The 26,688-nt window shown below is 57.2% G+C and carries 26 protein-coding genes and 4 pseudogenes; 20 read left to right on the forward strand and 10 right to left on the reverse strand.

Features of this window, described 5'->3' with window-relative positions:
• Positions 1-17 precede the first annotated feature (17 nt).
• Positions 18-800, reverse strand: coding sequence for a triacylglycerol lipase (locus ABMV07_RS00485; RefSeq protein WP_196981163.1), 783 nt, complete (start codon positions 798-800; stop codon positions 18-20).
• A 96-nt stretch (positions 801-896) separates the two neighbouring features.
• Between ABMV07_RS00485 and ABMV07_RS00490 the strand changes: the two genes are divergently transcribed.
• Positions 897-1,475, forward strand: a complete 579-nt coding sequence (locus tag ABMV07_RS00490) for a nitroreductase family protein (RefSeq protein ID WP_196977991.1) — start codon at positions 897-899, stop codon at positions 1,473-1,475.
• Between the two features lie 4 nt (positions 1,476-1,479).
• Here the strand turns inward: ABMV07_RS00490 and ABMV07_RS00495 are convergent.
• A pseudogene (locus ABMV07_RS00495) lies at positions 1,480-2,666 on the reverse strand (hypothetical protein).
• Between the two features lie 282 nt (positions 2,667-2,948).
• Here ABMV07_RS00495 and ABMV07_RS00500 point away from each other — a divergent pair.
• From ABMV07_RS00500 to ABMV07_RS00515, 4 genes and pseudogenes are all read left to right on the forward strand, one after another.
• Positions 2,949-3,439 (forward strand): annotated as a pseudogene (locus tag ABMV07_RS00500) (transposase); the annotation flags it as partial.
• A 59-nt stretch (positions 3,440-3,498) separates the two neighbouring features.
• Positions 3,499-4,658 (forward strand): IS3 family transposase gene (locus tag ABMV07_RS00505; protein WP_258552501.1). Its coding sequence is split into 2 segments (ribosomal slippage): positions 3,499-3,771 and positions 3,774-4,658, totalling 1,158 coding nucleotides; the frame shifts between segments, so codons are not numbered across the junction.
• 144 nt (positions 4,659-4,802) lie between these two features.
• Positions 4,803-5,348, forward strand: a pseudogene (locus ABMV07_RS00510) (PTS transporter subunit IIC); the annotation flags it as partial.
• A 457-nt stretch (positions 5,349-5,805) separates the two neighbouring features.
• A complete protein-coding gene (locus tag ABMV07_RS00515) occupies positions 5,806-6,360 on the forward strand; it encodes a gamma carbonic anhydrase family protein (RefSeq protein WP_088268028.1) in 555 nt (184 codons plus the stop codon).
• On the opposite strand, the gene ABMV07_RS00520 is transcribed toward ABMV07_RS00515, so the two are convergent.
• Complete coding sequence (locus ABMV07_RS00520; RefSeq protein ID WP_374064787.1) at positions 6,357-7,355, reverse strand: ROK family protein; 999 nt, start codon at positions 7,353-7,355, stop codon at positions 6,357-6,359. The genes ABMV07_RS00515 and ABMV07_RS00520 overlap by 4 nt on opposite strands.
• A 378-nt stretch (positions 7,356-7,733) precedes the next feature.
• On the opposite strand from ABMV07_RS00520, the gene ABMV07_RS00525 reads away from it, so the two are divergent.
• From ABMV07_RS00525 to ABMV07_RS00540, 4 genes and pseudogenes are all read left to right on the forward strand, one after another.
• On the forward strand, positions 7,734-9,122 hold the full coding sequence (locus ABMV07_RS00525) for a PepSY domain-containing protein (RefSeq protein WP_088268030.1): 1,389 nt from the start codon (positions 7,734-7,736) through the stop codon (positions 9,120-9,122).
• A gap of 158 nt (positions 9,123-9,280) precedes the next feature.
• A complete protein-coding gene (locus ABMV07_RS00530; RefSeq protein ID WP_199325591.1) occupies positions 9,281-10,366 on the forward strand; it encodes a TIGR00730 family Rossman fold protein in 1,086 nt (361 codons plus the stop codon).
• An 11-nt stretch (positions 10,367-10,377) separates the two neighbouring features.
• Positions 10,378-11,990: pseudogene (locus ABMV07_RS00535) on the forward strand (DUF885 domain-containing protein).
• A 36-nt stretch (positions 11,991-12,026) separates the two neighbouring features.
• Complete coding sequence (locus ABMV07_RS00540) at positions 12,027-12,464, forward strand: MarR family winged helix-turn-helix transcriptional regulator (protein ID WP_197690294.1); 438 nt, start codon at positions 12,027-12,029, stop codon at positions 12,462-12,464.
• On the opposite strand, the gene ABMV07_RS00545 is transcribed toward ABMV07_RS00540, so the two are convergent.
• Both ABMV07_RS00545 and ABMV07_RS00550 read right to left on the reverse strand, forming a co-directional pair.
• A complete protein-coding gene (locus ABMV07_RS00545; RefSeq protein ID WP_196981330.1) occupies positions 12,442-13,494 on the reverse strand; it encodes an AbrB family transcriptional regulator in 1,053 nt (350 codons plus the stop codon). The two genes, ABMV07_RS00540 and ABMV07_RS00545, sit on opposite strands and share 23 nt — an antisense overlap.
• A 4-nt stretch (positions 13,495-13,498) precedes the next feature.
• Complete coding sequence (locus tag ABMV07_RS00550; protein WP_088268034.1) at positions 13,499-14,077, reverse strand: hypothetical protein; 579 nt, start codon at positions 14,075-14,077, stop codon at positions 13,499-13,501.
• 4 nt (positions 14,078-14,081) lie between these two features.
• Here ABMV07_RS00550 and ABMV07_RS00555 point away from each other — a divergent pair, with 4 nt between their 5' ends.
• On the forward strand, positions 14,082-14,852 hold the full coding sequence (locus ABMV07_RS00555) for a TSUP family transporter (protein WP_196977287.1): 771 nt from the start codon (positions 14,082-14,084) through the stop codon (positions 14,850-14,852).
• Here the strand turns inward: ABMV07_RS00555 and hrpB are convergent.
• Genes hrpB through ABMV07_RS00570 form a run of 3 tightly spaced genes read right to left on the reverse strand, consistent with a single transcriptional unit; the run spans position 14,842 to position 17,776 of the window.
• The gene (gene hrpB, locus ABMV07_RS00560; RefSeq protein ID WP_374064788.1) at positions 14,842-17,187 is read right to left on the reverse strand and encodes an ATP-dependent helicase HrpB; all 2,346 of its coding nucleotides are present in this window, start codon (positions 17,185-17,187) and stop codon (positions 14,842-14,844) included. The genes ABMV07_RS00555 and hrpB overlap by 11 nt on opposite strands.
• The gene (locus ABMV07_RS00565) at positions 17,177-17,398 is read right to left on the reverse strand and encodes a DapH/DapD/GlmU-related protein (RefSeq protein ID WP_197690296.1); all 222 of its coding nucleotides are present in this window, start codon (positions 17,396-17,398) and stop codon (positions 17,177-17,179) included. Before ABMV07_RS00565 ends, hrpB begins: the two co-directional genes overlap by 11 nt.
• Before the next feature lie 60 nt (positions 17,399-17,458).
• Positions 17,459-17,776, reverse strand: a complete 318-nt coding sequence (locus ABMV07_RS00570; RefSeq protein ID WP_197690297.1) for a maltose acetyltransferase domain-containing protein — start codon at positions 17,774-17,776, stop codon at positions 17,459-17,461.
• A gap of 19 nt (positions 17,777-17,795) precedes the next feature.
• On the opposite strand from ABMV07_RS00570, the gene ABMV07_RS00575 reads away from it, so the two are divergent.
• The 9 genes from ABMV07_RS00575 to ABMV07_RS00615 all read left to right on the forward strand — a co-directional run bounded on the left by ABMV07_RS00575 (position 17,796) and on the right by ABMV07_RS00615 (position 22,973).
• Positions 17,796-18,488 carry an alpha-ketoglutarate-dependent dioxygenase AlkB family protein gene (locus tag ABMV07_RS00575; RefSeq protein ID WP_082257667.1) on the forward strand — a complete coding sequence of 231 codons (693 nt, stop codon included), beginning with the start codon at positions 17,796-17,798 and terminating at the stop codon, positions 18,486-18,488.
• 52 nt (positions 18,489-18,540) lie between these two features.
• Entirely contained in the window at positions 18,541-19,128 is a 588-nt protein-coding gene (locus ABMV07_RS00580) for a DNA-3-methyladenine glycosylase I (protein ID WP_010934046.1), read from the forward strand.
• 4 nt (positions 19,129-19,132) lie between these two features.
• Positions 19,133-19,861: an SDR family oxidoreductase gene (locus ABMV07_RS00585; RefSeq protein ID WP_196981327.1), complete on the forward strand. Its 729-nt coding sequence runs from the start codon at positions 19,133-19,135 to the stop codon at positions 19,859-19,861.
• A gap of 10 nt (positions 19,862-19,871) precedes the next feature.
• Positions 19,872-20,549 (forward strand): LysE family transporter, encoded by a 678-nt coding sequence (locus ABMV07_RS00590; protein WP_088268038.1) that lies wholly within the window; start codon positions 19,872-19,874, stop codon positions 20,547-20,549.
• 109 nt (positions 20,550-20,658) lie between these two features.
• On the forward strand, positions 20,659-21,147 hold the full coding sequence (locus ABMV07_RS00595; protein ID WP_088268039.1) for a hypothetical protein: 489 nt from the start codon (positions 20,659-20,661) through the stop codon (positions 21,145-21,147).
• A gap of 42 nt (positions 21,148-21,189) precedes the next feature.
• Entirely contained in the window at positions 21,190-21,516 is a 327-nt protein-coding gene (locus tag ABMV07_RS00600) for a heavy metal-binding domain-containing protein (protein WP_088268040.1), read from the forward strand.
• A 28-nt stretch (positions 21,517-21,544) separates the two neighbouring features.
• The gene (locus ABMV07_RS00605; protein ID WP_014302727.1) at positions 21,545-21,838 is read left to right on the forward strand and encodes an RNA-binding S4 domain-containing protein; all 294 of its coding nucleotides are present in this window, start codon (positions 21,545-21,547) and stop codon (positions 21,836-21,838) included.
• On the forward strand, positions 21,838-22,662 hold the full coding sequence (locus tag ABMV07_RS00610) for a VOC family protein (protein WP_197692095.1): 825 nt from the start codon (positions 21,838-21,840) through the stop codon (positions 22,660-22,662). The genes ABMV07_RS00605 and ABMV07_RS00610 overlap by 1 nt, the downstream gene beginning before the upstream one ends.
• A gap of 5 nt (positions 22,663-22,667) precedes the next feature.
• Positions 22,668-22,973, forward strand: a complete 306-nt coding sequence (locus ABMV07_RS00615; protein WP_088268042.1) for an MGMT family protein — start codon at positions 22,668-22,670, stop codon at positions 22,971-22,973.
• A 9-nt stretch (positions 22,974-22,982) separates the two neighbouring features.
• Here the strand turns inward: ABMV07_RS00615 and ABMV07_RS00620 are convergent, their stop codons facing one another.
• Positions 22,983-23,903 (reverse strand): alpha/beta hydrolase, encoded by a 921-nt coding sequence (locus ABMV07_RS00620; RefSeq protein WP_088268043.1) that lies wholly within the window; start codon positions 23,901-23,903, stop codon positions 22,983-22,985.
• Positions 23,904-24,043: 140 nt separating this feature from the next.
• Between ABMV07_RS00620 and ABMV07_RS00625 the strand changes: the two genes are divergently transcribed.
• The gene (locus ABMV07_RS00625) at positions 24,044-24,670 is read left to right on the forward strand and encodes a CG0192 family protein (RefSeq protein ID WP_088268044.1); all 627 of its coding nucleotides are present in this window, start codon (positions 24,044-24,046) and stop codon (positions 24,668-24,670) included.
• Between the two features lie 7 nt (positions 24,671-24,677).
• On the opposite strand, the gene ABMV07_RS00630 is transcribed toward ABMV07_RS00625, so the two are convergent.
• Positions 24,678-26,672, reverse strand: a complete 1,995-nt coding sequence (locus ABMV07_RS00630) for a M13 family metallopeptidase (RefSeq protein WP_197690010.1) — start codon at positions 26,670-26,672, stop codon at positions 24,678-24,680.
• Positions 26,673-26,688 lie beyond the last annotated feature (16 nt).

Genomic DNA, 26,688 nt, shown 5'->3' on the forward strand with positions numbered 1-26,688 from the left:
GGGTTGAAACCCTATCCTTAGCTGGGAATAGTTAGCCTTTCCACTCTTTCTATCTCTGCAATGACGAGGCGCCGTACCCGCGGATCGTGGGGCATGTCCTCGTGCAAAATGATCGCGTGCTTAGATACTGCTTGCGCATAAATATTGCGCACAAGTTTTCCGTGGAGGAAGCAGGATTCTACCGGCTGGATAATGGTATCGGAACGGGTGGCAATGCAGCTGTAATACACATGTGGCAGGGTGTCGCCATCTGTGTTGAGCTGTGCAATGAGTTTGCTATCGTGCAGCATTTCAAAACCGCTAGTTCCAAAAAATCCCGTGATAAGGGAATCGATCACTGCGGTACCACGCGGTGTGCGCCCCAGCGGACTCATCATTCCGCCGTGGGAGGTGCCGTGGTGGGGGACTGCAAGTGAAATGAGGTGGCTTACTTTGTTTGCGCCGCCGAGGTTGTGCATCCAATAGCGTGCCAGAATCCCGCCTTGCGAATGCCCCACCACAATCGCTTTCTTGGACTTGGTGACGGTCAAAACGGCGTCGATATATGCGCCTACTTGGGCGGCGGATTCCGCTATGGCTGCGGTGGAGCGCATCCCGAAATCCGGTGCCCACACGGCATAACCCAGGTTGCGAAGTGTTTGCCCGAGCTCCATCCAATCGCCTTTGGTGACTCCGGTTCCGTGGATCAGAATGACGGGATAGGGGTGGCTTTTCGACGGCCGATCGCGCCAGTCGTCCTCGAAGATGCCACGGGCTGGCAGGCGGGCAGAAAGCGGCAGGTGACGCTGGGCAACTGCCATGGTTTTCTCCTTGTATTATCAGTGTGTGTGCCTTCACTGTTAGTGTAGACATACCAATAATAGTGATTTGTCAACAAACTTTGAAAGGACAATGCAATGTCTTTGACTGTTGCAGAAGCTATCGCCCAACGCCGTGCCGTACGCACCTACACTGACCAGCAGATTCCCGAGGATATCCTTGATCGCGTTGTCACCCAGGCCCTCGAAGCTCCTACTGCTTTTAACGCCCAGCGTGCCGACGTTGTGGTGGTGCGCGATCAGGCTGTCAAGGATGCTCTTTTTGCAGCTTCCAAACAGGCGCAGCTTCGCGACGCTCCCGCAGTGCTCGTGATCGTCGCCCGTGCCGATGTACCCACCGACCTGCTCGAGCTCCTCGGCGCTGACCGTGCCGCATATGCCAACGGCTTCTTTGCGCGCCTCGACGCTGCCGCTCTTCGTGAAACCGCGCTGAAAGATGCCATGCTCGTTGCAGGTTTTGCCCTCATTGCAGCCCAAGGTGAGGGTCTTGCTACCTCGCCAACTACTGGCTGGGATGAGTCCCAGGTCCTCGAAGCTGTCGGACTTGGCGGGCGTGATGACCGCGCCGTAGGACTTGTTATTGCCATGGGCTACCCAGCCGAGCAGCCACTCCACCCCGGCCGCGAGGCAAGCCGCCGCGTCAACGATCACTACTAAAACGTTATGTCGCTTTGATCCATCGGGTCCCCGATCCTCGTTGTGGGCCTGAGGGATCAATTTGTGCTTTTCCAGCGCGTCGTAAATCGCGGAGAATCTCGGTGATCTCGGGACGCGGCATGCCTATGCCCTCTGCAATTTCGGCTGCTGAAATCGGGGAGCCGGAGCTGAGTTTTTCTTCAACCCATGTTTGGATTGACGATTGCGGGATTGTCTGCGACTGGTAGTAATCGGTGGTTTGTCGAGCTTTTCGCTGAGGAACCATTCATCCGTGTTGTGAATTTGGGTGAGAAGACCGTTGCTTTCAAGGGCAAGCATCAGTTCAGTAGCTTCCTTTAAGGATGTCTGAGTCTTCACACGAGCTTGTTTGAGCGATATGACAGGAGAAGTCCAGAGGTGCCACAGCACTATGAGGGTGTTGACGCTATGGAGCATGTCAGGGGTTGAAACTGAGACTGAGCTCATGCAGTGCTTTGATAAAACTCTCGTCTGGAGTGCCTGAATGAAGGATGACTTCGACAAAAGTGTCCTCGGTATGAACATCCGGAATATCACGACCGCTGCCTAATAGCGCCGCCCATATCCGATCGAAGCCACGAGAAGATTCTACTGCGAGTCCCAACATTCTCATCGCTGACATGAGTCTGCTGTTTCGTGGAATAGATTGAGTCGTCAACAGGCGATTGGTCAATGGACCTCTTGGATGGTATCGGCCGCAATATCATCGACGTTGAACTCGGAGATTCCGTTGGAATAGTCAGCGTGTGCTCGGGTTGCTGCAATAGCTCGCCGCTGTTCCTCAGATAGCGGCTCGCAATGAGAACCTACGCGTTTACTAGCCTGCCCTTTGGAGCATGAATATAGGGAGAGCGCCGTCGAAGATCTTCTTGGCGATTTTTTCGGTGTCAAATGTGGTTCCAGTAAAGGCTTCCGGGCCCCCGATTTTATCTTTAATTCCAACCACAATATGTCCAGTGCCGGCATCCCCATTGGCAAGGCATACTGCCTCATCAATGAGCTTTTCAATCAAAGCCTCTTGTGGATTGCCTGCTGTTTCCCTCGACCTGCGCATGCTGGGTCTTCTTTGAATCCCAAAGTTTCTGATTCCAAAGAATCTGCAATGGATCCTTCCCAGATGGCATCTAGTGCATTCATGACATGAGCGGGGAGGGATGTGAGGGAAACTTCCATGGAAAAAGTATACATTTTCCCAGCAAGTTGTTTTGTCCGGTGGCAGTTGTTGTTCTAAACAACTTGTCAACAACTTTTGGGCGCTATGTGGGGTGGTTTTACTGGTGTTTTCGCAGCTAGGAGTAGTTGTTTTAAGTTGTTGGGCTGTGGATGGGAAATGTGTGGAAGATTTCCATAATTTTATGGGCTCTTCCGGTTTTAGAGTGCATTGATTAGTTCGCCGAGGAGAGTGTCTAATGGTTTGTGTGTAGGTTCCCAACCTGCATAAGAAGATGAACCAGAATGACTAGTGTGGCACGACGAGATCCGGCTGATAAAGCCAAGATTGATGCGATTGAAAAGAAGCTTCTTGCTAACCCTGACATCGCGAAACTTATTGACGAGTTAGGCACTTCCACCACAGATGCCAATGATTTGGTTCGCGGTATGTTGCAAGCTTCAATTACCCGCGGGCTGAACGCGGAAATGGATGCCCACTTGGGTTATGCATCCGGTGATAGAGCAGCTAAAGCTACTACTGGAAGAAGATAATTACCGCAATGGGACGTATCCGAAAACCGTAGATTCTAATTACGGGCCAGTAAGCATTGATGTTCCACGAGATAGAAACGGCACGTTTGTTCCTACGATGGTGCCCAAAGGCTTGAGGTGTCTGACAGATGTTGACGATATGATTGTCAGCTTATATGCCGGCGGAATGACCATTTAAGGATATCCAGCATCATATGGCTACTGCACTGCGGGTAGATATCTCTCATGAACAAGGGTCTGCTGAGGGTTTGGTTGACGTCTAGCTTGTTTCGCTGGGGCGGGGCAGGGAAGGATGTTGATTATGTCGAAGTTGTATTCAGAGCAGTTCAAAGCTGATGCCGTGGCGTTGGTGGAGTCTGGGGTTGCTCGCCGTCAGGTGTGTGCTGATTTGGGGATCTCGCGTTCCTCGTTGCAAAAATGGATTACTGATGCGAGGTTGCAGGCTCAGGGGATGCAACCGTGTGCTGATCCGGTAGTGGCTAAAGAGATGCGCCAGGCTTTGAAACGGATTCGCGAGTTGGAGATGGAAAACGAAGTGCTACGTGCAGCGGCGGCGTACCTGTCTCAAGAGGTGATTCGCCCAAAAGGGTCTTCCCGACCGTGGAAAAGCTGATCAAGGCAGGTAAGGCGACCTTGACGGTAGCGGCTCGGGTACTGGGGTTTTCCCGCCAAGCGTTTTATAAATGGGCTGCTAAGCCAGTTTCGGACAGGCAAGCCCAAGAAGTAGAACTTATAGACAAGATTCGCCAGATTCACAGTGACGATCCTGAATTTGGTTACCGCCTGATAGCAGACGAGCTCCATGATCAAGGGATAGAGATTTCTGAGCGTCGAGTATGGCGTTTGTGTTCTCATGCTCAGGTGTTCTCGGTGATCGCTAGGCGTAAGTCGCGTGGGAAGAAGTCGGGTGCTCCAGTACATGATGACCTGTTACAGCGTCACTTCCACGCTGATGCGCTCAACGTTGCGTGGGTTACAGATATTACGGAGCATTGGACCAAAGAGGGCAAGCTGTATCTGTGTGCGATCAAAGACCTGTGCTCGCGAAGAATCGTGGGCTATGCGACCGGTGGGCGGATGAAATCACGCCTCGTGGTGGCGGCGCTCGATGATGCGATGAGGAAACGAGGCAATCCCCATGGCGTAATCATTCACTCTGATCGTGGCTCGCAATTTCGTTCTAGAAAATTCCGTGCCGCGCTGAAATCTTACGGCGCGAAGGGATCTATGGGCAGAGTTGGAGCGTGTGGGGATAACGCTGCGATGGAATCTTTCTTCGCTCTTGTACAAAAGAACGTTCTTGATCGTGGCTTTTGGAACAGGCGCCGTGAACTATCTGCCGCGATCACTCACTGGATTGAACGGACATATCACAGGAAAAGACGGCAACGAGCACTGGGTAAATTGACACCAATCGAATACGAAACAATCATGGAACCAGCCGCATCCCTTGCGGCCTAAAAATCAGAAGGAAAACTGTCAACCAAACCCTCAGCAGACCCCAAGGACATCCTCGTCTACTTCGACCACTACATCTTTTGGTGCCTGATCCACGCCGTCAACATGCGACACACAATCAGTGCACTCTAAAACCGGAAGAGCCGCTTTATCATGTCCTTCGTGGGCGGCCTGATCGGCCTCACAGTACTCTCCGTCTGGCTCAACCCAGCTTTCGGCGTAGCACTCATCCTGCCAGGACTCGTGCCACACTTCTTCACCGGCGGCACAGCTGGCGTATACGGCAATGCGACCGGCGGCCGACGCGGTGCCGCACTAGGCGGCCTCACCAACGGTTTAATCATCACATTCCTGCCAGCATTCCCGCTGGGCGTTTTGGGCAGCTTTGGTGATACCAACACGACCTTCGGCGATGCCGACTTCGGATGGTTCGGCATGCTCGTAGGCGGCGGCGCTAGCGTAGGTGGTCCGCTCGGCATCGTCCTAGTGATCCTTGTTGGTCTTGCAGTCTTCACATTGGGCTGGTTCTCGCAGGTCAAGCTGGTGCAGGGTAACTGGGATCCGACACCGTGGCGTGGCGGCTCTGCTACAGCGGGTGCTGCGGGTGCTGCTGTGGTTCCGGCCCAGGGTTTGCCCCGTACATACCCGAAGGTCTTGCCACCGAAGGGCGCTCCGGTTCCACCGAGCCGCTAAACGGGGGTATTTCGAAGCATTTTTCTCGGCACTTCACACCAAATCACAAGAAAACCGGCCGTTTGGCTGGATTTGGTGTGAAGTGCCGTCTTTTTCGGGGGTGAACGGGGGTAACCTGCGAGTCAATCCCAGCCGAGCCATGGTTGTGAAAAACGTCCTACTCCGCGTAGTGCCACGCCCGAACCCCGGCGAACTAATCAATGCACTCTAAAACCGGAAGAGCCATTTTATGGAGTTTTTGCAGGTCAGAGATTTAAGGGGAGTTGGAACTTGTAAAAACTATCGTCTCAAGTTGTTTTGTGCGGTGGCAGTTTTTGTTCTAAACAACTTGTCAACAACTTTGGGGTGTTATGTGGGGTGGCTTTACATGTGTTTTCGCAGCTAGAGATAGTTGTTTTAACTTGTTGTTGCGTGCCTACTGGGCCGACTTGGGGCTTCTCGGCATAGTGTTGTAGGTATGACTGGTCCACTTATTCTGCCGTTTAATGGCAAGGTTCCGCGAGTTCATGAGACTGCTTTTATTGCGCCGAATGCCACTCTGATTGGTGATGTGACGATTGGTCCGCATGCGTCGGTGTTTTATGGCTGTGTGCTGCGTGCGGATATTAATTCGATTGTTGTGGGGGCGCGTACGAATATCCAAGATAATTCGGTGCTGCATGTTGATCGTGATGCAGCCTGTGTGCTGGGTGACGATGTCACGGTGGGGCACATGGCTTTGGTGCATGGTTCCACGGTGGGCGATGGCACCTTGGTGGGCATGCATGCCGCGTTGTTGTCGCGTTCGGTGGTAGGTGCTGGCAGTTTGATTGCTGCTGGTGCGGTGGTGCTGGAGGGTCAGGTGATTCCTGCGAAGTCGTTGGCTGCTGGGGCGCCGGCGAAAGTGCGTCGTGAGTTATCTGATGAGCAGTCGGCTGGGTTTATTCCCCATGCTGGCCGTTATGTTGAGGTGGCGGCTCAGCATGGGGAGTTGGGTGCTCCGCTGAGCGTGGAGGATGTTCGCTTCCGTTAGCGGGATGCGAGGATGCGTTTTGTCAGTCCGAGTGGGTCTTCGATGAGGTGATCGAGGGCTACTGCTCGGGCGGCGGCGCGGGCGTTGTCTAGGTGGGTGGGGAAGACGCGGATTTCTATGTTGGGGTTGGTGGGGGAAGAGCGTAGTGCTTTGCCTACGGTTCGGGTGTCATCGGGGTTGGAGAACGCGGATCCTGCGAGCACGATGCTGTTGGGGGCGTGTTCTGCGACGAGGTGCACGGCGGCTTCACTGAGCAGTGCGACGTCCTCCGAGGAGGTGTCGATGGGGACTGTGGTGATGCTTTCGGGGGTTTGTAGGGCAGCACCGGTGGAGTCGTCGGCGTAGAAGATGAGCGTGGTGCTGGGGTGGTTGGGGTCTTGTGCTTGTTGTTCTGCGCCGGCGATGGCGGTGATCACGCTGGTGACAGCGATGGGGACGGGGATGCGTTTGTAGAGTGCGCTGACGATGTCGATGCGGTTCCATCCGAGGTTGGGTGCGGTGACGAGTCCGGTGGGGGATACTCGGCCGGAGCTGGAGATTCCGATGCTGGCTAGTGGCAGTTCGGAAAGTGTGGTGAGCTCGGTGATGGCCGTGGTGATGGCGTCGATGTAGGTATCAATGCTTGTCGACGCCGGCTGGATCTCAATCATCTTTTCCCGTAGGGCGATGCCTCGGGTGTTGTATGCACCGATGTAGGTGGCTCGGGTGCCCACTGCGACGCCGATGTGAACCCAGGGGGAGGGTGCTAGTTCAATGGGGATGGTGGGGCGTCCTGGCCCTTGGGGGATGGAGAGGTCGGGGCGTTCGCGAATGAGGTGTGCCTCCATGAGTGCGGCGACTGCGCGGGTGACGGTTGGTTGGGATTTACCCGATCCGTTGACCAGTGTTACCCGTATGACTGGTTGGAGGTGGCGGATAAGGTGCAAACATGAGGCAGCCGGAGAGGTGGGCTTGGTAAAGGATGGCGTGTTCCTCAGTGTTCTGCGGTTCGGCATGTGTCAAATTTTAGGGGTTTGTAGACCAGCTTGTCTAAATTAGACGGCGTTCAAAAGTTTGATAAATAGATGTTTTGAACTGCAAATATGTTTTAAACGCCGTGCCCCTATAGACTGACCGGTACACCTAGGGGTATGCGGTAGTGAAGAAAAACAAAAGGTGAAAGTACACTTTTTATATAAGCATTATCAAGTGGCGTGAGGTTACATCGTGGACGAAAAGGTGAATATACCTCTGTCCTATTGGGGGTAACGGGGGTGAACTTTATAATGCTGAAACATCGACAATAAAAATATTGAACATTGGGGGAACTCTTAGCCAATCCTCGCCGACAACTACTGCGTCCCATTGCCACAACCCATCACGGAAAGTTGTTTATGGTTGCAACTTACACACCCGCCGGCGAGAAGCAGGGGGCGTCGACACGCGCTTTGCCCCGCCACCTGCGACGACTGCACTTCTTCGCAGGTATTATCTGCGCACCGCTCATCTTCATCGCATCGCTGACCGGCCTCGGCTACGCCTTCGGCCCCAGCCTAGATAAGGCCGTCTACTCCGAAGCCATCAACGTGACACCCAGCGGCGATGAGCTACCACTAGAGCGCATTGTCGACATCGCCCGCGCCACCCACCCCGACCTTGAACTCGCTGGTGTGCGCGTAGGCAACCCCGACCAAGCCACACGCGTGATGTTCAACGACCCCACCTTGCCCAAGAGCACCACGCAGGCAGTCTTTGTCAACCAGTACACCGGCGACATCACCGGCGATATGCCGCAATACGGCGGCTCAGCAGCACTTCCCATCCGCCACTGGCTCTCACTCGGACACCGCGATCTTTGGCTCGGCGAACCTGGCCGACTCTACTCCGAAACCGCCGCATCGTGGCTCGGTGTCCTCGCCGTCAGTGGTGTGTACCTGTGGTGGAAACGCCAACGTAAGGCCGGCCGTCTAGCTGCCATGTTGCGTATCGACGGCCGCGGCCGCACCCGCAATCTGCGCTGGCACGGCGCGATCGGTACCCTTGTGGCCGCCGGCATGATCTTTTTGACCATCACCGGATTGACATGGTCGTCTGTAGCAGGCGAAAACATTCGTTCGGTACGCACCGCCTTGAACTGGACTAACCCGTCGGTAAGCACGGCGCTCGGTACAGCAGCCGAGCAAACCCCCGCCGACCCCCACGCCGAGCACAGTGGGCACAGCGGACATCATGCGCACATGGCGGCTCTGGACGTATCTGAGCAGGCGCAACGCGTAGCAACCACCGCCGCCGGCGAACTGCGAACCCCCTTTACCGTCAAGCCCCCGAAGGAAGACGGCCGCGCCTGGACCGCCTCGGAAGACCGCGTTGCTTACCGCCTCACCTACGATGCCTTGGCTGTCGACGGCTCTAACGGGCAGGTGACCGACCGCGTGGACTTTGAGCAGTGGTCATTGCCCGCAAAGCTCACCGCCTGGCTGATCGAACTGCACATGGGCACCCTGCTGGGCGTACCTAACCAAATCGCTCTCGGTCTGTTGGCTATTGGACTTCTCATCCTCGTGGTGCGCGGCTACCTGCTGTGGTTCCAGCGCCGTGGCACCGCGTGGGTTGGTAGCGCTCCGGCGCGCAGCGTAGACGGTGTGCGCGGATATGGTGCACTTGGCTGGGTAGGCGTTGCTGCCATGGTGATCTATGGCGTGGTGGCACCCCTGTTTGGTATTACCTGCGTGGCGTTTTTGATCTGCAGCATGCTGTGGGATGTGGCACGGCGCCGGTGCTAATGAGGTGAAGTGAGTAGTTCGTGCCAAAACTTTTTTGCTTGTTTTGCATTTCCGCAGGTCGGAGATATAAGAAAAGATGCAATTTGGCACGAACTACTCACTCACAATCATCACGGCAGTTATTGCACAGTCCTCGTAGTGCCCTAGACTGTGTTCACATGAGCTTTTCCCCAGAACTGCCTGACTTTATGCAGGGCCTCGGAGTGTCCGTCCATGCCATGACCAACGCCGATGTCCCCGCGCACACGGACTCCGTTTTACGTAACTTGAATCGTTTTGAGCAGCACTTTACCGCCAACGATCTCGCTGTAGCGCCGTTGTCGGAGTACACCTTTTTTAACGAGGGGCGTGGCGATATTGGCATCGTGGTAGAAGATGCCTCTGGTGCCGTCGTGGGTACCATGTGCGTGCAGTTCATTAACGGACTGGCCTACCTCAACCCCGCTGTGCCTGAGATGACGCTTCGTTTGGATGAAGCGTGGCGCGGGAAGGGGATCGGCGGCTGGTTGATTGAGCAGGCAACCGAGTATGGTCGCTTGAACGGTTGGCCTGGTATTGCGGTGAATGTGGAAAAGCAGTCGCCAGCTCGTCGCCTTTATGCGCGCCATGATTTCGCTGCTCAGGACTGTGAGGTTGAATATGGCGCTATCATGCTGAAGACCTTGAGTCCGAAGATTCGTAGTGTTGCTGTGTATTGCGGTTCTGCTGTGGGGGAGCGCCCTGAGTATGCGCAGGCAGCGCGTGAGTTGGGTACTGCGTTGGCGCAGCGCGGTATCACCATGGTTTATGGTGGCGGCAGGCCAGGTCTGATGGGTATTGCTGCCGACGCTGCTATCGCCGCGGGTGGCAAGGTGCATGGTGTGATGCCGCATGCGCTTGTTGATCTAGAGCAGGCGCATCCTGGTTTGAGTGCGCTCGACATTACTGACACGATGGCGCAGCGTAAGACGCGCATGGAAGAGCTTGCCGACGCCTTTGTAGTTCTGCCAGGTGGCATGGGCACCATGGAAGAAATGTTCCAGGTGTTGGTGCGTCAGCAGCTAGGGCCGTATGCGGGGCCGGTGGCGTTGATGAATATTGAGGAGTTCTGGGATCCTTTTATTGCTGCATTGCGCACAATGGGAGAAGAAGGCTTTATTCCAGAGCGTTATATTGATGCGCTGGTGATGGCGAAAGATTCTGAGGAGCTTTTCCAAGGCTTCAGCTCGTGGGTGAACCCTGGGCTGAAGTGGCTGTCCGACTAGACTGTCGAGGCATGAATAGCCCACGGATTCCTTCTGTTCTCGACGCCTCCTGTGAGGCGTATGTGTATGATCTTGCTGCTATTTCTCCCACTGAGGCGACCGCGTGGGGGATTAGCGGCTATGACGATCAACTCCAAGACTTTTCCCCAGCGTATTGGGAAAAGTTGCGGAGCAGCATCGCAAACTTCTGAACGCCATTCCCGCAGAAGACACCCTCGACTCAGTTGACCGTGTCACGGCTGCTGTGCTGCGGGATCGCCTCGGGGCGGAATTAGACATTGATGCGGCTGGCGACAACCTAGCAAAGCTCAACAATATTGAGTCACCAGTACAAACCATTCGTGACACCTTCTTGCTCATGCCGCAGGATACCGACGAGCAGCGCGATGCCATTGCCGCGCGTCTGACTCACCTCCCGCGCGCACTGGCCGGATATAAGGAATCCCTGCAGGTAGCAGCCGCAGCGGGCACGGTGTCGGCTGCCCGCCAAGTGCAGTGCGTGATCGAACAACTCACGGAGCTTACCCAGCCTCAATCAATGCTGACACAGTTAGGCGCATCGGGTGCCGCTGTGGAGCACGCGCAGGCAGCCTGCGGGGAGATGGCCCAGTGGCTGCGCACCGAACTGCTGCCCAAAGCGCCTGCCGAGGATGCCGTTGGTAGGGAGCGCTACCAACGCCTAAGCCACCTGTTTGTTGGTGATGTAGTAGACCTTGACGACGCCTACCTGTGGGGTCAAGAGCGCCTGCGGGAGATCGTCGATAAGCAAGAAGCCATCGCCGCCGAACTCTACGGTGCTAGCACCAGCGTCGCCGACGCCATGAAACGCCTCGATACCGAAGAGCGCTACACCATCCACGGCGTGGACGCGCTGCAACAATGGATGCAAAGCCAAGCCGACCGCGTAATCGCCGATCTCAACGGCACCCACTTCGCCATCCCCGAACTAGTACACACCATCGAAGCCAAAATCGACCCCGCGGGCACCGGCGGAATCTTCTACACCCCGCCATCAGACGACTTCACCCGCCCAGGGCGCATGTGGTGGTCTGTTCCCGCAGGTCAAGAAGAATTCCACACGTGGCAAGAACTTACCACCGTATTCCACGAAGCGGTACCAGGACACCACCTGCAATGCGGACAAGCCACCTGCGAACGCGACAACCTCAACCTATGGCGACGCGTAGCCTGCTGGAACTCCGGACACGGCGAAGGCTGGGCCCTCTACGCCGAACAACTCATGGCCGAACTGGGATACCACGACGACCCCGGCACCATGATGGGCATGCTCGACGCACAACGCCTCCGCGCCGCCCGCGTCGTCCTCGACATCGGCGTGCACCTGCGCAAAACCACCCCCGACGGCGGCGTATGGGATGCCGCCTATGCTTGGGACTTCCTACGAGCCAACGTGGCTATGGACGAGAAGAACCTCGCCTTCGAACTCGACCGCTACCTTGGCTGGCCGGGCCAAGCGCCATCCTATGCCCTCGGACAGCGCCTCTGGGAGGACCTGCGCGATAGTGCCGTTGCTCAAGGGATGAGCCTGCCGGAATTTCACAGCCGTGCCCTAGCGTTGGGATCTATCCCTATGTCGATCCTGCGGCGTGAGGTACTTCGCTAACCCACGATTTCCACTCCACCTGTTGCGCGCAATATAATGTGGTGTATGTCTGACCAACTGAAACTGGACCAGCAGATCTGTTTCCAGCTGTACACCGGATCGCGCCTCATGCAGCGAATGTACCGCGTCTACTTCGACCAGTGGGGCATCACGTACTCCCAGTACTTGGTCCTGCTGCTGTTGTGGGAAAAAGATCGCCAGACCGTCAGTGAACTGTCAGACCCCCTCGACCTCGACAGCGGTACCCTCTCGCCACTACTGCGGCGCATGGAGGCCAATGGTTTTGTTACCCGCGAACACGAACAAAGCGACTATCGCAAAGTAGTCGTGTGCCTGACCACCCGCGGCCGCCGGCTGAAAACCAAAGCCCAAAAAATGAACGACGAGCTCAACGACATGCTGGGCTTCGACGACGCCGACCTCGCCGCAGTCACCCGCGTCCTAGAAAAGATCAACCCCTCCGCAGCAATCTAATAAGCTGCGGCAGCCACCCTGCCAGCAACAACACACACAACAAGCGGATAATCTGCACGGCCACCACAATCGGGCCAGCACCGCCCTCGCTGGCAAGGGCTAGGACCGTCTCCAAGCCACCAGGGCTGGTAGCCAAATACGCGTCAAAATAATCCACGCCCATGGTCGCAGCCAACGGCCACGCCGTAAGCGCACAACCACCCAACAACACCACGATAAAAATCATCGTGGCAGGTACTTGGCGTGCAAAAAACTTCAACGCAGCCACCGATAACCCACCGCCGCACATCCAACCAATGCACAAAAACGCAAAAATGCGCACCACCATTGGCGGGGTGAAATCCACATGCGGCAACACCGCACTAGCAGCAACAATAAGAAGCAACGGCCCCAGAATCGACGGCACCGGAATCCGCAACACCGCCGCAAGACGATGGCCCACCGCCGCAATCACACACACAAGCGCAAGCGCCCACCACGGCTGGTCGCCACGCGGGGTAACCACATGGTCCAAACCCGTCGGCGCAATCATATGAGCCACGAGCGGCAACGACATCGACACCGCCACTAGACGCAAATACTGCGACAATGCCACATAGCGAAAATCCGCGCCCAGATCCTGCGCCAACACCGGCATGACCGACGCCCCACCAGCCAACATCGACAAAATGCCCGTCTCCTGAGAAATCAACGGCTGCGCCCGCGCCAACAGCATGCCACCCACAATGCCAATTGCCAACGTGATAAACGTGACCATGAGGCCAGGCAGCACGTAGCGTGCCAGCAGCGCCGGGTTCGCAGTAGCTAACGGCAAACCCGCGAGAATTCCAATGAAGCCACGGCCGAGGTTAAACACCTCCTTGTGGATCGGTAGCTCCGTGCTGCTCACAATCGCCATCGTGGCCGATACAAAAATCGCGCCGAGAATCCATGCCGCAGGAACATGCAACATGCTGAACACATATCCGGTTGCAGCCGAGGATGGAACCACCAGCAGCCACCGCGCGGCAACACTGCTATTCCATGCCACTTTGTTAATTCACAGCCTCATAGGAATCTCGTGTTATCACCACACCCTTGCCATCTGGCCTGCTGATCTTCAGCGAATCCGGTGCCGAGGTATCGATCGTCCACCCCGACTGCGGATCGCCGACCACATAGCGGTGTTCCCTGCTTAGGTGGGCAAAGCCCTGATCGCGCACCGGTGGCTGCTTACCCGTTGCCGACACCGCAAACGGCTCCGCCTGGACTCGTACCGTGGTGGCTTGCTCGTGGGCACCTTCGGTGTTCTTCCACGTGGTAACAAATTGCAGCGGTGAACACTGGGCCTGTTTCATGTTGAACTCGCAGGCAAGATCAACACCGTTGCTGAGCTCCACCACATAGCCGCCAAGTTGGACGACCTCTGGGGCTGCTTGCTGAACCGATCCCGCCGACGAGCAACCACCTACCCCCAGGGTCACCGCGGCAGCAATCGCGGTAGTAGTTACAGTGCCTTGAAAAACGGTAGTCAATCTCACGGTGCTCACCTCCACAAGCTTGGTTACCTCCAAGCGTAGTGTGTAACCACGAACAATGCTGACGACAAAACAACAACTCGCAAGGGACAACATCTCTATGGATCTAGGGCTAAGCGGCTGGGCGATACTCACCTTTGGGGCGGCCGCCGCCGGTTGGGTAGATGCCGTCATTGGTGGCGGTGGGCTGATCCTCATCCCCCTCATCATGGCCGTAGCCCCTGGGCTATTGCCTGCAAATGCGCTGGCCACAAACAAATTTGCGGCAGTTACCGGAACGTCCTCCGCGGCGGTAACTCTCGTGCGCAAAGTGGGCGTAGATACGTCCCTCGCGCTACGTATGATCCCCGTTGCGGCCGTGTGTTCGGGATTGGGTGCGCTGATGGCGGCGTCGATAAGCAAAGATGTTATGCGACCAATTGTTATCATATTGATGCTTATCGCCGGCCTCTTTGTGGCGCTCAGACCCGATTTCGGACAAGACAACAGCACCCACAAACCTTGGGGACGTGCCCTCGCTCTCCTCGCTGTTGCTGCCATCGCGCTTTACGACGGCATCTTCGGCCCCGGCACCGGCATGTTCCTCATCATGGCGTTTACCGCCTTGCTCTCCCAAGATTTCATCCGATCCGCAGCCCTAGCAAAAGTAATCAACACCGCAACCAACATCGGTGCCCTCTGCGTCTTCATCGCCGCAGGCCACATCCTCTGGAAACTCGGCATCATCCTCGCCATCGCCAACGTTGCTGGCGCACAACTAGGCGCACGCACCGTCCTCGGCGGCGGGACCCGACTCCTACGCGCAGCCCTGCTCACCCTCGTCGTCGTGATGAGTATCTACCTGACAAAGCAACAGTGGTTCAACGGATAGCCAACGGATCCTCCGGCCACGGATGCTTGGGGTAGCGTCCGCGCATATCAGAACGAACCTGCTGGTAGGGACCCGCCCAGAAACTATCCAACGTGTCGGTCACCGCAAGCGGGCGGCCAGCAGGCGACAACAAATGAAACTGAAGCGGGCGGCCACATACGATAGGAGACTCCAGGATACCAAAGCAGTCTTGAAGCCGAGTGCTCAGCACCGGCCGGTCGCCAGCATAGGAGATACGGGCACGGCGACCATTAGGCAATTCGAGTACTGCAGGTGCCAGTTCATCGAGGCGGGTGGCCTCCGGCCACGGAAGCAAGCGCTGGAGTGCGGGGTAGAGGTCAATTCGGGCCGCTGGGGTTCCGGCGGCCAATGCTGAGATCTCAGGGCCAAGCCAAAAAGTGGGATCGGCTGCATCAACATCCGGCCACGGTTCACCGTAATACTCGTGAAGATGTCGGAGGCGATCGCGCAGCTCGGTGGCCTTATCGGAGAACGTAAACAGCTCAAGGCCATGGGTGCGGATCCCCTCGGCGAGTGCTTGTTCCGCGAGCTCACCCTCAACTTTCACATTGGTTGTGCTCAATGTTATTGCGCCGGCGTGGCGGATGCGCGTGCCCCGCAGGGAGCCGTCGACAAGCGTAGCCTCGGTGCGCTCCGCAACGCCGATGATGTCCACAGCAGTGGCCTCGCTGATAGGGGCAGCCGAACGAATAACACTGCCACGATGCGTGAGAGACGCCTGCGCCACCGCAAGCCACTCATGGCCAAAAAGACTAGAAACCCCCAGCTCAGCACGGGTACCTCCTGCCATAAGATAGCTGTCGCCATCGCGTCGCGCCACATTTTTGGGCCACGCCCGCGCGATCGCTTCCCCTGGTGTGCACTCAGAATCGGGCACGAACCTCGCTAACCGTGCCACCTCGCGGGTAAAACGCTGCTGATGAGACATCGCCGCGATTGCACGAGGAATATCGCCACGGGCATCAAGACTTAGCGCCGCAATCGTCGGTGCAGCCCCGCCGCCACAATGCAGCAACGACGCACCCAGCCGAGGGTCCGTGGGCAATGTGGCCAGTGTGCGACCAAGTTCAGTGATCTGGCCTGCGGCGTTAAGTGCGCCGATGTCGCGCAATGTATCCACGGCCTGCTCCCATGATTGCTTCGGGGGCGCGCTAAGCAGCGGAAACTGTGCGGGATCAGTACAACCCCACGCGGCCAAAAACAGTGCCGCCTGGGTGAGATCGGCGGAGCGGATTTCTGGGGTGACGTGGTCGGGGAAGTGCTGAAACTCCGCCGCCGAGTACAGGCGGTACACGGTGCCTGGGCCTTCACGCCCAGCGCGTCCTGCACGCTGGTCTGCTTGTGCCTGGCTGGTGCTGGTGGTGACCAGTCCGGTGAGGCCACGGGCGCGATCGCGTTTGGGAACACGGCTTAGGCCGGCGTCGACAACAATGCGCACACCTGGCACGGTCAAAGAGCTTTCGGCTATCGACGTTGCCACCACGATCCGCTGCCGACCAGCGCGCAGCGCAGCGTCTTGCTCCGAACTAGTCAACTGGCCATGCAGAGGATAAACCGGCACGGATGTGCGCTGCTCTAAAGTGGAAACCGCAGTGGTCACGGCAGCAATGGTGGGGAGGAACACCAAGGCGGAATCCGTGGAGTGTGCCACCGCACGCTGGGTAACTGTGCACACATGATCCATGTATGAGCGGCTCAGTGCTATGCGCTCGGCAGCAGGCTGATAATGCAGCTCCAAGGGGTGAATCTCCGCGTGGGTTTCCACGATAGGTGCTGGGTGTTCTGGGCTCAGTAGTTCAGCAAAGCGCGGGGCATCGACGGTTGCGGACATTGCGATCACCGTGAGGTCGTCGCGAAGCTCTCGTAGCTCAACAAGCATGCCAAGGACAAGGTCGGTGTCGAGTTGGCGCTCATGGACCTCATCGACCACCACGGCAGAGACTCCGTCGAGCTCCGGGTTAGAAATCAGCCTGCGCAACAGCACGCCTGGGGTGACAAACTCCACGAGGTCACCCCGAGAACGCTCGCCGCGAATGGTATAACCCACACGATGTGTACTGGGCTGATCGCAACTGCTCCGGTCGAGCTGTTCAAGATGATGGGCGGCAGCACGAACAGCCACCCTGCGCGGGGCCACCACGATCACCTTGCCGCCAGTTACATTGTGTGCAATGGGTGGTACAAGGGTGGTTTTACCTGTGCCAGGTGGGGCTTGTACCACCGCCATGCGATGGGTGCGCAGGGCGTCGATAAGCGTCGTGGTGGACTGTGCGACGGGCAGGCCGGCGCCGATAACGGAAAGATTAAAGCTCATAAGTGGTGTGAGGATTGGCGGTGCGTATAACTCGGGCGGGGTTGCCGTAGGCGATGGTGTCGTCGGGAATATCGTGGGTGACCACACTGCCAGCGCCGATAACAGCACGCTCGCCGATGGTGACCCCAGGTAAAACGATCACGCCAGCCCCTAGCCATGCCTGCTTGCCGACGACAATCGGGTGGGCAATTTCCCAGCCGGCGGTGCGCATATCGGCGTTGTCAACGGGGTGGGTGACCGTGATGAGCTGGCAGTTCGGCCCGATAAGAACCTAGTTGCCAATGGTGACCTCTGCGGTGTCGAGGATGGTCACGCCGTAATTGATAAAAGTGTCTTTGCCAATGGTCGTGTTAACACCATATTCAATGGTCAGAGGCTGTCTGATCGTGCAGTCCTTACTGGCGGGGCTGAGGATCAACCGGCGGAGGCGACTAAGCTCCTCGGTATGCGCTGGGTGAGTGGCGTTGTAATCGAAAACCAACTCGGCGGTGCGAGCCATAGCCTGCGTGATCTCCGGAGATACCGGGATATGCCATCGTTGGGCGCGCTGGTCGGCCATCGTGGCTGGGGTATGCGGGTCTAAGCTCATGATGGCTAGGTTAGTGGGTATGCCAGATCTTTTCAGTGATAGCGGTTGGGGTAGTGGTGAGCTGCCACGGGCTCTGCGCCCTGGTCTTGTTCACCTGCCACGTTGGATGGGGTTGGACCAGCAGTTCGCCGTGGTGCAGCAGTGCCGTGAGATTGCGCGCTCGGTGGCAGGTACTCCGCTTGCGATGCACCGGCAGCAGTGGGCGTCTGGCACGATGAGTGCCTATTTGATGTCCTTGGGGTTGCACTGGGAATACCGCACCTACCAGTATGTTTCTCAGTGGGGTGGGGTGGCTGTCCCGCCTATTCCTGTGGAGTTTTCGGCGCTGGCGCATGAGGTTTTGCGGGCTGCTGCGGGTGTTGACGACTCCCTTGCCGCGTGGGTGGATTCTTATCGCATTGATGCGGCTTTGGTGAATTATTATCCGCCGGGTGCTGGGATGGGGATGCACCAAGATGCGTTTGAGGATTCCCGTGCACCGGTGGTGTCGTTGTCTATTGGAGATTCGGCGGTGTTTCGGGCGGGCAATGGTGTGAATCGGCAGCGTCCGTGGCAGGATGTGGTGTTGGGGAGCGGGGATGCGGTGGTGTTTGGTGGACCGTCGCGAGACATGTTTCATTCGGTGGTGCGGCTGCACGAGGACACGGCACCGACGCGATGTGGGGTGTCTCAGGGGCGGATAAATCTGACATTTCGGCAGGTAAAGCTATAGGTTCCCCCTGTTTTACCCCCGCGTGTTGGAGGGATGTTTTAGCCTCGCTGTTATGAACGGTATGGATCTTATTTCTTGTGATGATGGTCGGGTACGCCCTGCGTGGGCGGTGGGGGATGCGCTGTTGCGTCATTATTACGACTATGAGTGGGGCGCACCGGTTCATTCGGAGTCGGGGTTGTTTGAGCGATTAGCACTAGAGGGGTTCCAGTCGGGGCTGAGTTGGCGGACGGTGCTGCAGAAGCGCGCTGCTTTTCGGGAGGTTTTCTGGGGGTTTGATGCGGATCGGGTGGCGTGTATGACGGAGGCGGATGTGCAGGCTTTGCTTGTCGACGCCCGCCTGATTCGCAATCGGCGCAAAATCATGGCGGTGGTCAATAACGCTCGTGCTGTGATTGATCTGCGTGAGCATGGTGGCTTGGATGAGGTGTTGTGGTCGTTTGCGCCGGCGCAGCATACGCCTCCTCTTACGGTGGCGGATATCCCTTCGCAGACGGTGGAGTCTCGGGCGATGGCTAAAGAGTTGAAGCGTTGTGGTTTCCAATTTGTTGGGCCTACCACGTGCTATGCCACCATGCAGGCGGTGGGGATGGTAGATGATCGCCCCCGTGGCGCGTCGCCACTTCTCGTGGAAAGCTAGTGCCATGTCGAATCAACATGTGGTTAATGAGAAAAAGATTGCGGTTGTTACCGGTGCCTCCTCGGGTATTGGTGAGGCTGCCGCGCGTGCTCTTGCGGCCGATGGTTGGCATGTGATCGTAGCGGCACGGCGCAAACACCTGTTGGATGTTCTGGCTGCTGATATTGCCGGTACGGCGATTGAACTTGATGTGACAAGCGATGAGTCCGTGGCTGCGTTTGCGGCGCAGATTCCGCGATGTGACCTGCTGGTGAATAACGCGGGAGGCGCATTAGGGCTTGATCCCATTGCCCAAGCAAACCTTGAGGATTGGCAGTGGATGTATAACACCAACGTGTTAGGCACCTTGCGGGTAACGAGGGCTCTGCTTGATGTGTTGAGCAGCAGTAATGGTCTGATTATCAACATCAGTTCGATCGCCGGTATCGCGCCCTATGCCGGTGGCGCTGGCTATAACGCTGCGAAGTTCGGGGTATCGGCCATGGATAAGGTCATGCGCATTGAGTTCCAAGAACGAGGTATCCGTGTGGCAGAAATCAACCCAGGTCGGGTGCATACTGATTTTTCGCTGGTGCGGTTTAAAGGTGACCGGCAGGCAGCCAATGCTGTCTATGAGGGCAAGGTGAATCTCACCGCGGGCGATATTGCGGAAACGATCCGGTGGGTGGCCTCGTTGCCTGCACACGTCAACATTGACCGGCTTGTGATCACCCCACAGGATCAGGTGATCTAGCTCTACCGTTATGACTCTTTCGGCGTTTGGTGCACTAGCTGCCGTGTGGGCTGCAGCAATTACGCTGCCTGGCCCAGACGTGCTGCAGATTGTGCGCATGGGTACTAAGAACCGGCACTTAGGCATGTGGTGCGCGCTAGGTGTGATGACGGGTAGCACGATATGGATTGTGGGATCCCTGTTGGGGATTGTGGCTGTGTTTGCTGCTAGGCCAGAGATCGTGCACCTCATTCAATTAGTTGGTGGGCTTTATATCGCGTGGATGGGTATGTCTTCCGTGCGGTCTGGGTGGCGTGGCTTGTCTGCTGCACGCCATGGCCCCGCCGCAGAAACAGTGTTAACTGCGCTGGCTGCGTCGGTGGACAATGAAGAAACTCGGGTGACTCGCTGGTCGGCACTGCGGGCAGGGCTGGCAACAAATCTGTCTAATCCCAAAGCTGTGGTGTTTTTCTCCTCGATATTCGCACAGTTTGTCAACCCCAATATGGGGACCATGTGGACTATTGTGATAGCAGTGTTTCTTATCGTTAGCGGTCTAGTGTGGTTTATCGGCCTTGCGTGTGCCGTGAGGGTGGTAGCCAGCGCTTTAATGCGCAATAGTGCATGGATTGATCTTGGTGCGGGCGTAATTTTCCTCGTCATTGGCGTGATTATGGCCATTGAAGGAGTCGCTGGAATTGTGAGTTAAGCCACTTTGAACTTTTTAATGTGTGCTAGTCTGTGGCACAAGAGAGGATGTACTGCACCCGCAGCGTGCCCCCGTCCAACGTTGTCTATTCAAGAGGAGAACACACGCAATGCGTGCACCACACCGTCAAGGACACACACGCTGGACCAAACTCCCACTCGTGTTCGCAGTAGGAACGCTCAGTGCCGCCATGCTGGCAGCCTGCGGATCCGACACCGCAACCGACACCACCGACGGCTCTGCAGGACCTTCTAGCCCTGCAACGGCCACGGCCACACCAACCACAGCCGACGCGCTCTCAGTGCGAATCGTCGGTGCCGAAGACGCCCCCGAAGGCCTCACACACGAGGACTTCTACGCCATCGCACCAAAAGAACTCCCAATAGAAGGCGCAGACACCGTCGTAGCCGTTGACCAAAACCTCCAAGGCTTAACCCTCGACGACGCTGATATGAGCGGTGCACGCGCTGGGGAACGCACCACAGTGGTCATCGCGCAAGCGCACGGACACACCATCACCGCAGTGGGAACCGGTGATATTCCTGACCGAGCAATCACCGACTTGGTCAACAAACAAATCCGCAAACTTGCCAGCTAATAAGCTGCGTAAGCCAACAATTGCTACGACAAGGAGATACTCATGATTGTTACCACGACACCTACTGTTGAAGGCCGCACCATCGCAGAATACGTGCGCGTTGTGGCTGGTGAAACAATCGTGGGTATCAACGTGTTCAAAGACATCGCTGCAGGTTTCCGCAACCTTGTCGGCGGACGCAGCCAAACCTACGAGGCAGAGGTAGGAAACGCTCGCGAACAAGCCATCGCAGAGATGGTTCGCCGTGCAGCCGACGTGGGGGCCGATGCTATCGTCGGTGTGGATGTGGATTATGAAACCCTCGGCAGCGACAACGGAATGATGATGGTGAGCGTAACGGGTACCGCTGTGCGGTTTGCGCAGTCCTAAAGCGGCCACACCGGTTAGACTGATGGGCATGCAAGCGCAGGATGTCACGATTCGTGATCAAGAAATCAAACTCGGTCAGTTTATTAAGCTCGCCAACCTCGTAGAAACCGGCGGTGCCGCAAAAGAAGTTATCGCCGAAGGCCGCGTCACCGTCAACGGTGCCGTGGATACCCGCCGTGGCAAAACGCTTCGCGACGGCGACGTTGTCTGCATCGGCACCGCCTGCGCCCGCGTAGTCGCAGGCGCAGCAGACGACGATGACTACTTTGATGAAAAGACCGCCAACGATGACTTCGATCCAGAAGTCTGGAGGAACATGTAATGCCCGCATTTCAAGCCGAGCCAGGCATGCCCTACTGGATTGACCTGACTACCAGCGACCTGCGTAAATCCACATACTTCTACTCCCACGTACTGGGCTGGGAAATTGAAGAATTTGGTGCCGACTACCACCTCGCCCGCGTACAAGGCCTACCAGTAGCAGGTTTTATCAAACGGCCAGAAAACCATCAGCAGCCCGATACTTGGGTCACCTACTTCATGACCGACAACATCGCCGCTGACTGTGCAGAAGTAGAAAAACTAGGCGGTCGGGTACTCGCCGACCCCATGGAAGTCCGACTCGGACAGATGGCACTGGTCGTCGACAATGCCGGCGGCCTCTTCGGCCTGATCCAACCCGCCGGTGAAGATGCCTTCATCGCCGCCGGCGAACCCAGCACACCAGTGTGGCATGAGCTCACCGCCACCACGAACTACACCAAGGCAGTAGAGTTCTACCCAGCGCTTTTCGGCTGGGCAACAGCCACCATGGACACCGGCGGCTCCTTCGAATACACCACCGCCCAAGTAGATGGCGGAGCTATCGCAGGAATCTTCAACGCCGAAGGCCAATTCCCGCCCCAAGCACCAAGCTTCTGGCAAAGCTACCTCGGCGTTGCAGAGGTAGACGCCGCCGTCGCAGCGACCGTGGAATACGGCGGCAGCGTTATCCGCGAACCATGGGACACCGAATTCGGTCGCATGGCGATCATCGCAGACTCCACCGGCGCCACCGTCACCCTATGCGAAGCACCTGAACCTGTAGAAGAAGGCAACGAGTCCGATCCACTAGAAGGTATCGACCTCAGCCAATTCGGCCTCTAGCCGTCATGGGCACTGCTTGCTCGCAGCACGTCCCGCTCAGTGACCTCACTGAGCGGGTTCTGGCAGACGTTGACGCCATCCCCAGCGGCACAGTGACCACCTATGGTGACATAGCGCGCCGCGTAGGATGTGGTGCCCGCCATGTCGGCAGCATTATGCGTCGATACGGGGCGCTGACCGCATGGTGGCGGGTCGTGCGTGCCGACGGCACCCTAGCGGTCGCCGACCGCGCCATCGAACACTGGGACCGTGAAAATATCGCGCACAATGGGAAACGTGTGGATCTATCCCAGTGCTACTACCAGCCATAACAGCTACGTTTAAACGTCGTGCTGTGCCGCCTGATGTGCAAAGAATTCCGCCACGTCGCGCACCCGCTGACGAGCCACCTCTGGGGTAGAAACCCGATGCTCAGAGATGTATTCCAGCACCCTGACCTGCTCCGGCTCCTCAGCCCACGGGTAGTGGCCCGCGATGGTATCTTCAGTAGCCACCTGCATCACAGTGGGCGGGAATTGTGCCGCATCAGGGAAACTAATACCCCCAACAATCTTAGATGGCAGCCCCGTGAGATCAAGATGCGGGAAAGTTAAAGCCTGAGCATCCCAAAGCGAATACGTCAAGGTGGTCAACGCTCCACCGGAGGAGTATCCCCACGCAAAAAGCGCGGTGGGCTGCTGATTATCCCGCACCCACTGCGCAGCCGTGGTGACCGTTGCAATGACCTGTTCCAAGGTGTGTTCCGGAACCAGCGGATAATCTAGGTCCAAGAAGGTGACACCGGAGAGGTTGGCTACGGCAGCAACCTCGGGGCGCCACGCATTATCGAGCGCCACGCCCGAGCCCTTCCACCAGCCGCCTGGGTGCAAAGAAATAGCCCAAGCGCCACTGGGGTTGGCGGGGCGGATGATCTGCGCTCCTAGTTCGGGAACATCTTGGGTGGTCACGCCGTCGATAAAGGCAACACCTGGCATGGTGTGGTCGAGAGCGGAGCCAAGCATGAGCATGCATGCATGGGTGATCCGGTCGGGCAGGCGGGCGTCGAAAGTATCGATGGCGTCTTTGTCGCTGGGGTTATCCGACCATGGTGGGTTTTTCGCAGGTGCCTCATAGTGGGCGGCGATATAGGTGGAGAGCTGCTCTAGTTGCTGCTCGGGGGTAAGGATGCGATCGTGGCCGCCGATGAGGAATTCTTCACGCTCACGGCGCTCTTCTGGGCTGATATTCGATGTATCCGTCATGTTTTTTCATCCTACTCGTGTTGGGGATCACCCCCGCTGCAGGGCATTACCGCGCCACGTCCTCAACAAAAGGTGTAGAAACAATAAAAACATAATGGTCACAAGGATGTGTCCGTAGCGCGAAAGGGTTAGTGCGGATCATGAGCGGTATCTCTATTATCGAAAACGCAGTTCTCAAGCCCACCAAGCGCGAAGTTGCTGAACAATGGTTGGGCTATTTTGAGCACATTGGTTCCTACCGGTTTGTGGACCCCGACGGTCAGGTAGGTATCGAGTCGCTGATTGGCTTTGACCTCGACCGCCGACTTGTACAAATGCCGGTGACGTACCGCAGCGCCGAATTTGATGCGGAACACACATTGACCACCATGGACCACTCGGTGCTAGGCACCCGCTACGTGAGCAATGCCATGGGCGATCCGGTAGCGGTGCACGAGTACATTCGGGTGATCTTGGAGGCCGACAACGGCGCGCAGCGTTCCGACGGCAAAGTGTCGGTCCTCGACGTGCGCGGCAGCGGTAACCGCGAGAAGAACCTCACCCTCGGGGAGGTGCGCATTCTTGAGGCCACAAGGCAGCGCGCGGTGGGCTACGTGCGTATCGACGGCTCCCTGCGCGGCTTTGTCCTGCGAGTTCCGCATCTGCTCGTGCCAGAGAACTCTCCGCGCCTAGGGCATAACATCTCGCCCATGCGATTGAACGGCTCTGTGGTGATGTCCCCTGAAACCGTTCTCATCGCAGCGGAGCTGAGCTGGCACGATATTTAACTAAGAACTACCAGATAGTGACTCGCTTTTCTGGGGCGATCCACATGGGGGAGTCCTCTGCCACGTCGAAGGCTTGGTAGAACTCGGCGATGTTTCCGGCGATCACATTGCAACGGAACTCGGCAGGGGAGTGCGGATCAATGGCGAGGTACTGTGCTGCTAGCTCTGGACGAATCGCCGTGCGCCACACGCGTGCCCACGCGAGGAACAAGCGCTGTAGGCCAGTGAACTGGGTCCTTTCCAATTCTGGTTCGGCATCTTCTGCATGGAAAGCGGCCAACGGGGTGGAATCGAAGTCGAGTCCGTGGTCGGCGAGGTAGCGTCGATAAGCGATGACTGCTATCCCCAATCCGCCGAGGTCACCAATGTTTTCGCCCAAGGTAAACCGGCCATTTACACCCGCGCCGCTGGGGTTGTTGTCCGCGAGCACGCTCGGAACCAAGCCCTCGAACTGCTCAACCAGACGGTCCGTCAACGCGCTGAAAGCAGCACGGTCCTCATCGGTCCACCAAGATTCCAGATTGCCGTGGCCGTCGTATTGCGAACCTTGGTCGTCAAAGCCGTGACCGATTTCGTGACCAATCACCGCGCCGATAGCACCAAAGTTTTCGGCGGCATCGGCATCAGGCGAGTAGAACGGCGCCCGCAGAATAGCCGCAGGGAAGGTGATGTCATTGACCACGGGGTTATAAAACGCATTGACGGTTTGCGGGGTGGTGACCCACTCGTTGCGATCCGCCAAGCGGCCAATCTTGTTCAGCTCATAGTCGTGGGCAAAAGCAGAACCAGCGCGAACGTTATCAAGGAGGTCTATGCCCTTGGCGCTGAACTCTAGGCCAGCATAGCTGCGCCAAGAATCTGGGTAGCCGATCTTCGCGTTGAACTTGTCCAGCTTGTCCAACGCGCGCTCGCGGGTTTCAGGCGTCATCCACGACAGCCCGCTAATGCGCTCACGGTAGGCCTCGATAAGGTAGCTGACCAGCGAGAGCATGTCCTTTTTGGACGACGCGGGGAAGTGGCGTTCCACATACAAAGCACCGATTTCTTCACCCACGAAAGACTCCGCCAACCCCAGTGCACGCTTCCAACGATCACGCTGCTGCGTAGCACCCGAAAGCGTAGTGCCAAAGAACTCGAAGTCGGCGCGAGAAATCTCAGGGGTGAGAACACCGGCACGAGAATGCAGGATGCGCCACGTGGTCAGCAGTTTCCAGTCGTCGAGACGCTGAGGCGTTAACAAGAGCTCTAGGGCCTCAAAGTAGGAAGGCATCATGGAAATAACACGGTGCTCTGGCAGACCAGCAGCACGCAACAGGGCTGCCACCTGCGGCGGAAGCTCAGCCATCTCAGTGGGATTGAAGGTCTTTACGGCATCGCGACGCTGCACCACATCCCAATGGGCTGCAGCAATATCAGTCTCTAGTGCCAGGATCCGCGTGGCAGCGTCGATAGGCGTGGTGCCCAGTTGCTCCGGTGCAAGGAAACCCAACATCTTTTCCACGTGCTTTTGATAAGCCTCACGCGTCTGCGCATGGGCCTCCTCGCGGTAATAGGCCTCATCCGGCAACGTGATACCGGACTGCATGATATACGCCACGGACTCGTCACCAGCAGAATCCTTCGCAACCCAGAACCCCACAGGTCCGCCCACGCCCACGCGATCCAACGCACCCAAGGCCTGAACAAACTCCGGCACCGTAGCAACATCGATCAGTGCGAGATCCTTATCGAGGGCCGCAATACCCGCCGACTCGATACCCTCGGTATCCATGAACGAGGTATACAACTTTCCGGCCAGCGAATCAGCAGAATCCATCACGATCGTGTGCACATCTTCTTCCGCGCGATCCCGCAGGCCATGGAAAATGCCATCCACGCCACGATCATCTGGAATCACATGAGAATCCAACCACGGGCCATTAACAAAACGGTAGAGGTCTGACAGGGCAAAACGCTGCTGATTATCATTCATACGCACCACTCTAGTGAGGTTATCCAACATTGGGGTAACCGCATGT

This window comes from Corynebacterium belfantii (assembly GCF_041898185.1).
Lineage (GTDB): Bacteria > Actinomycetota > Actinomycetes > Mycobacteriales > Mycobacteriaceae > Corynebacterium > Corynebacterium belfantii.

What these genes read in the sequence shown, in the direction of transcription:
- ABMV07_RS00625 (WP_088268044.1), top strand. Translation starts at nt 24,044, where the DNA reads ATGAGCGGTATCTCTATTATCGAAAACGCAGTTCTCAAGCCCACCAAG.
- ABMV07_RS00600 (WP_088268040.1), top strand. Translation starts at nt 21,190, where the DNA reads ATGATTGTTACCACGACACCTACTGTTGAAGGCCGCACCATCGCAGAA.
- ABMV07_RS00570 (WP_197690297.1), bottom strand. Translation starts at nt 17,776, where the DNA reads ATGAGCTTAGACCCGCATACCCCAGCCACGATGGCCGACCAGCGCGCC.
- ABMV07_RS00610 (WP_197692095.1), top strand. Translation starts at nt 21,838, where the DNA reads ATGCCCGCATTTCAAGCCGAGCCAGGCATGCCCTACTGGATTGACCTG.
- ABMV07_RS00580 (WP_010934046.1), top strand. Translation starts at nt 18,541, where the DNA reads ATGAACGGTATGGATCTTATTTCTTGTGATGATGGTCGGGTACGCCCT.
- ABMV07_RS00530 (WP_199325591.1), top strand. Translation starts at nt 9,281, where the DNA reads ATGAGCTTTTCCCCAGAACTGCCTGACTTTATGCAGGGCCTCGGAGTG.
- ABMV07_RS00565 (WP_197690296.1), bottom strand. Translation starts at nt 17,398, where the DNA reads ATGCGCACCGCCGGCTGGGAAATTGCCCACCCGATTGTCGTCGGCAAG.
- ABMV07_RS00575 (WP_082257667.1), top strand. Translation starts at nt 17,796, where the DNA reads ATGCCAGATCTTTTCAGTGATAGCGGTTGGGGTAGTGGTGAGCTGCCA.
- ABMV07_RS00590 (WP_088268038.1), top strand. Translation starts at nt 19,872, where the DNA reads ATGACTCTTTCGGCGTTTGGTGCACTAGCTGCCGTGTGGGCTGCAGCA.
- ABMV07_RS00630 (WP_197690010.1), bottom strand. Translation starts at nt 26,672, where the DNA reads ATGTTGGATAACCTCACTAGAGTGGTGCGTATGAATGATAATCAGCAG.
- ABMV07_RS00605 (WP_014302727.1), top strand. Translation starts at nt 21,545, where the DNA reads ATGCAAGCGCAGGATGTCACGATTCGTGATCAAGAAATCAAACTCGGT.
- ABMV07_RS00525 (WP_088268030.1), top strand. Translation starts at nt 7,734, where the DNA reads ATGGTTGCAACTTACACACCCGCCGGCGAGAAGCAGGGGGCGTCGACA.
- ABMV07_RS00555 (WP_196977287.1), top strand. Translation starts at nt 14,082, where the DNA reads ATGGATCTAGGGCTAAGCGGCTGGGCGATACTCACCTTTGGGGCGGCC.
- ABMV07_RS00515 (WP_088268028.1), top strand. Translation starts at nt 5,806, where the DNA reads ATGACTGGTCCACTTATTCTGCCGTTTAATGGCAAGGTTCCGCGAGTT.
- ABMV07_RS00550 (WP_088268034.1), bottom strand. Translation starts at nt 14,077, where the DNA reads ATGTTGTCCCTTGCGAGTTGTTGTTTTGTCGTCAGCATTGTTCGTGGT.
- hrpB (WP_374064788.1), bottom strand. Translation starts at nt 17,187, where the DNA reads ATGAGCTTTAATCTTTCCGTTATCGGCGCCGGCCTGCCCGTCGCACAG.
- ABMV07_RS00485 (WP_196981163.1), bottom strand. Translation starts at nt 800, where the DNA reads ATGGCAGTTGCCCAGCGTCACCTGCCGCTTTCTGCCCGCCTGCCAGCC.
- ABMV07_RS00490 (WP_196977991.1), top strand. Translation starts at nt 897, where the DNA reads ATGTCTTTGACTGTTGCAGAAGCTATCGCCCAACGCCGTGCCGTACGC.
- ABMV07_RS00585 (WP_196981327.1), top strand. Translation starts at nt 19,133, where the DNA reads ATGTCGAATCAACATGTGGTTAATGAGAAAAAGATTGCGGTTGTTACC.
- ABMV07_RS00620 (WP_088268043.1), bottom strand. Translation starts at nt 23,903, where the DNA reads ATGACGGATACATCGAATATCAGCCCAGAAGAGCGCCGTGAGCGTGAA.
- ABMV07_RS00615 (WP_088268042.1), top strand. Translation starts at nt 22,668, where the DNA reads ATGGGCACTGCTTGCTCGCAGCACGTCCCGCTCAGTGACCTCACTGAG.
- ABMV07_RS00520 (WP_374064787.1), bottom strand. Translation starts at nt 7,355, where the DNA reads ATGCCGAACCGCAGAACACTGAGGAACACGCCATCCTTTACCAAGCCC.
- ABMV07_RS00540 (WP_197690294.1), top strand. Translation starts at nt 12,027, where the DNA reads ATGTGGTGTATGTCTGACCAACTGAAACTGGACCAGCAGATCTGTTTC.
- ABMV07_RS00595 (WP_088268039.1), top strand. Translation starts at nt 20,659, where the DNA reads ATGCGTGCACCACACCGTCAAGGACACACACGCTGGACCAAACTCCCA.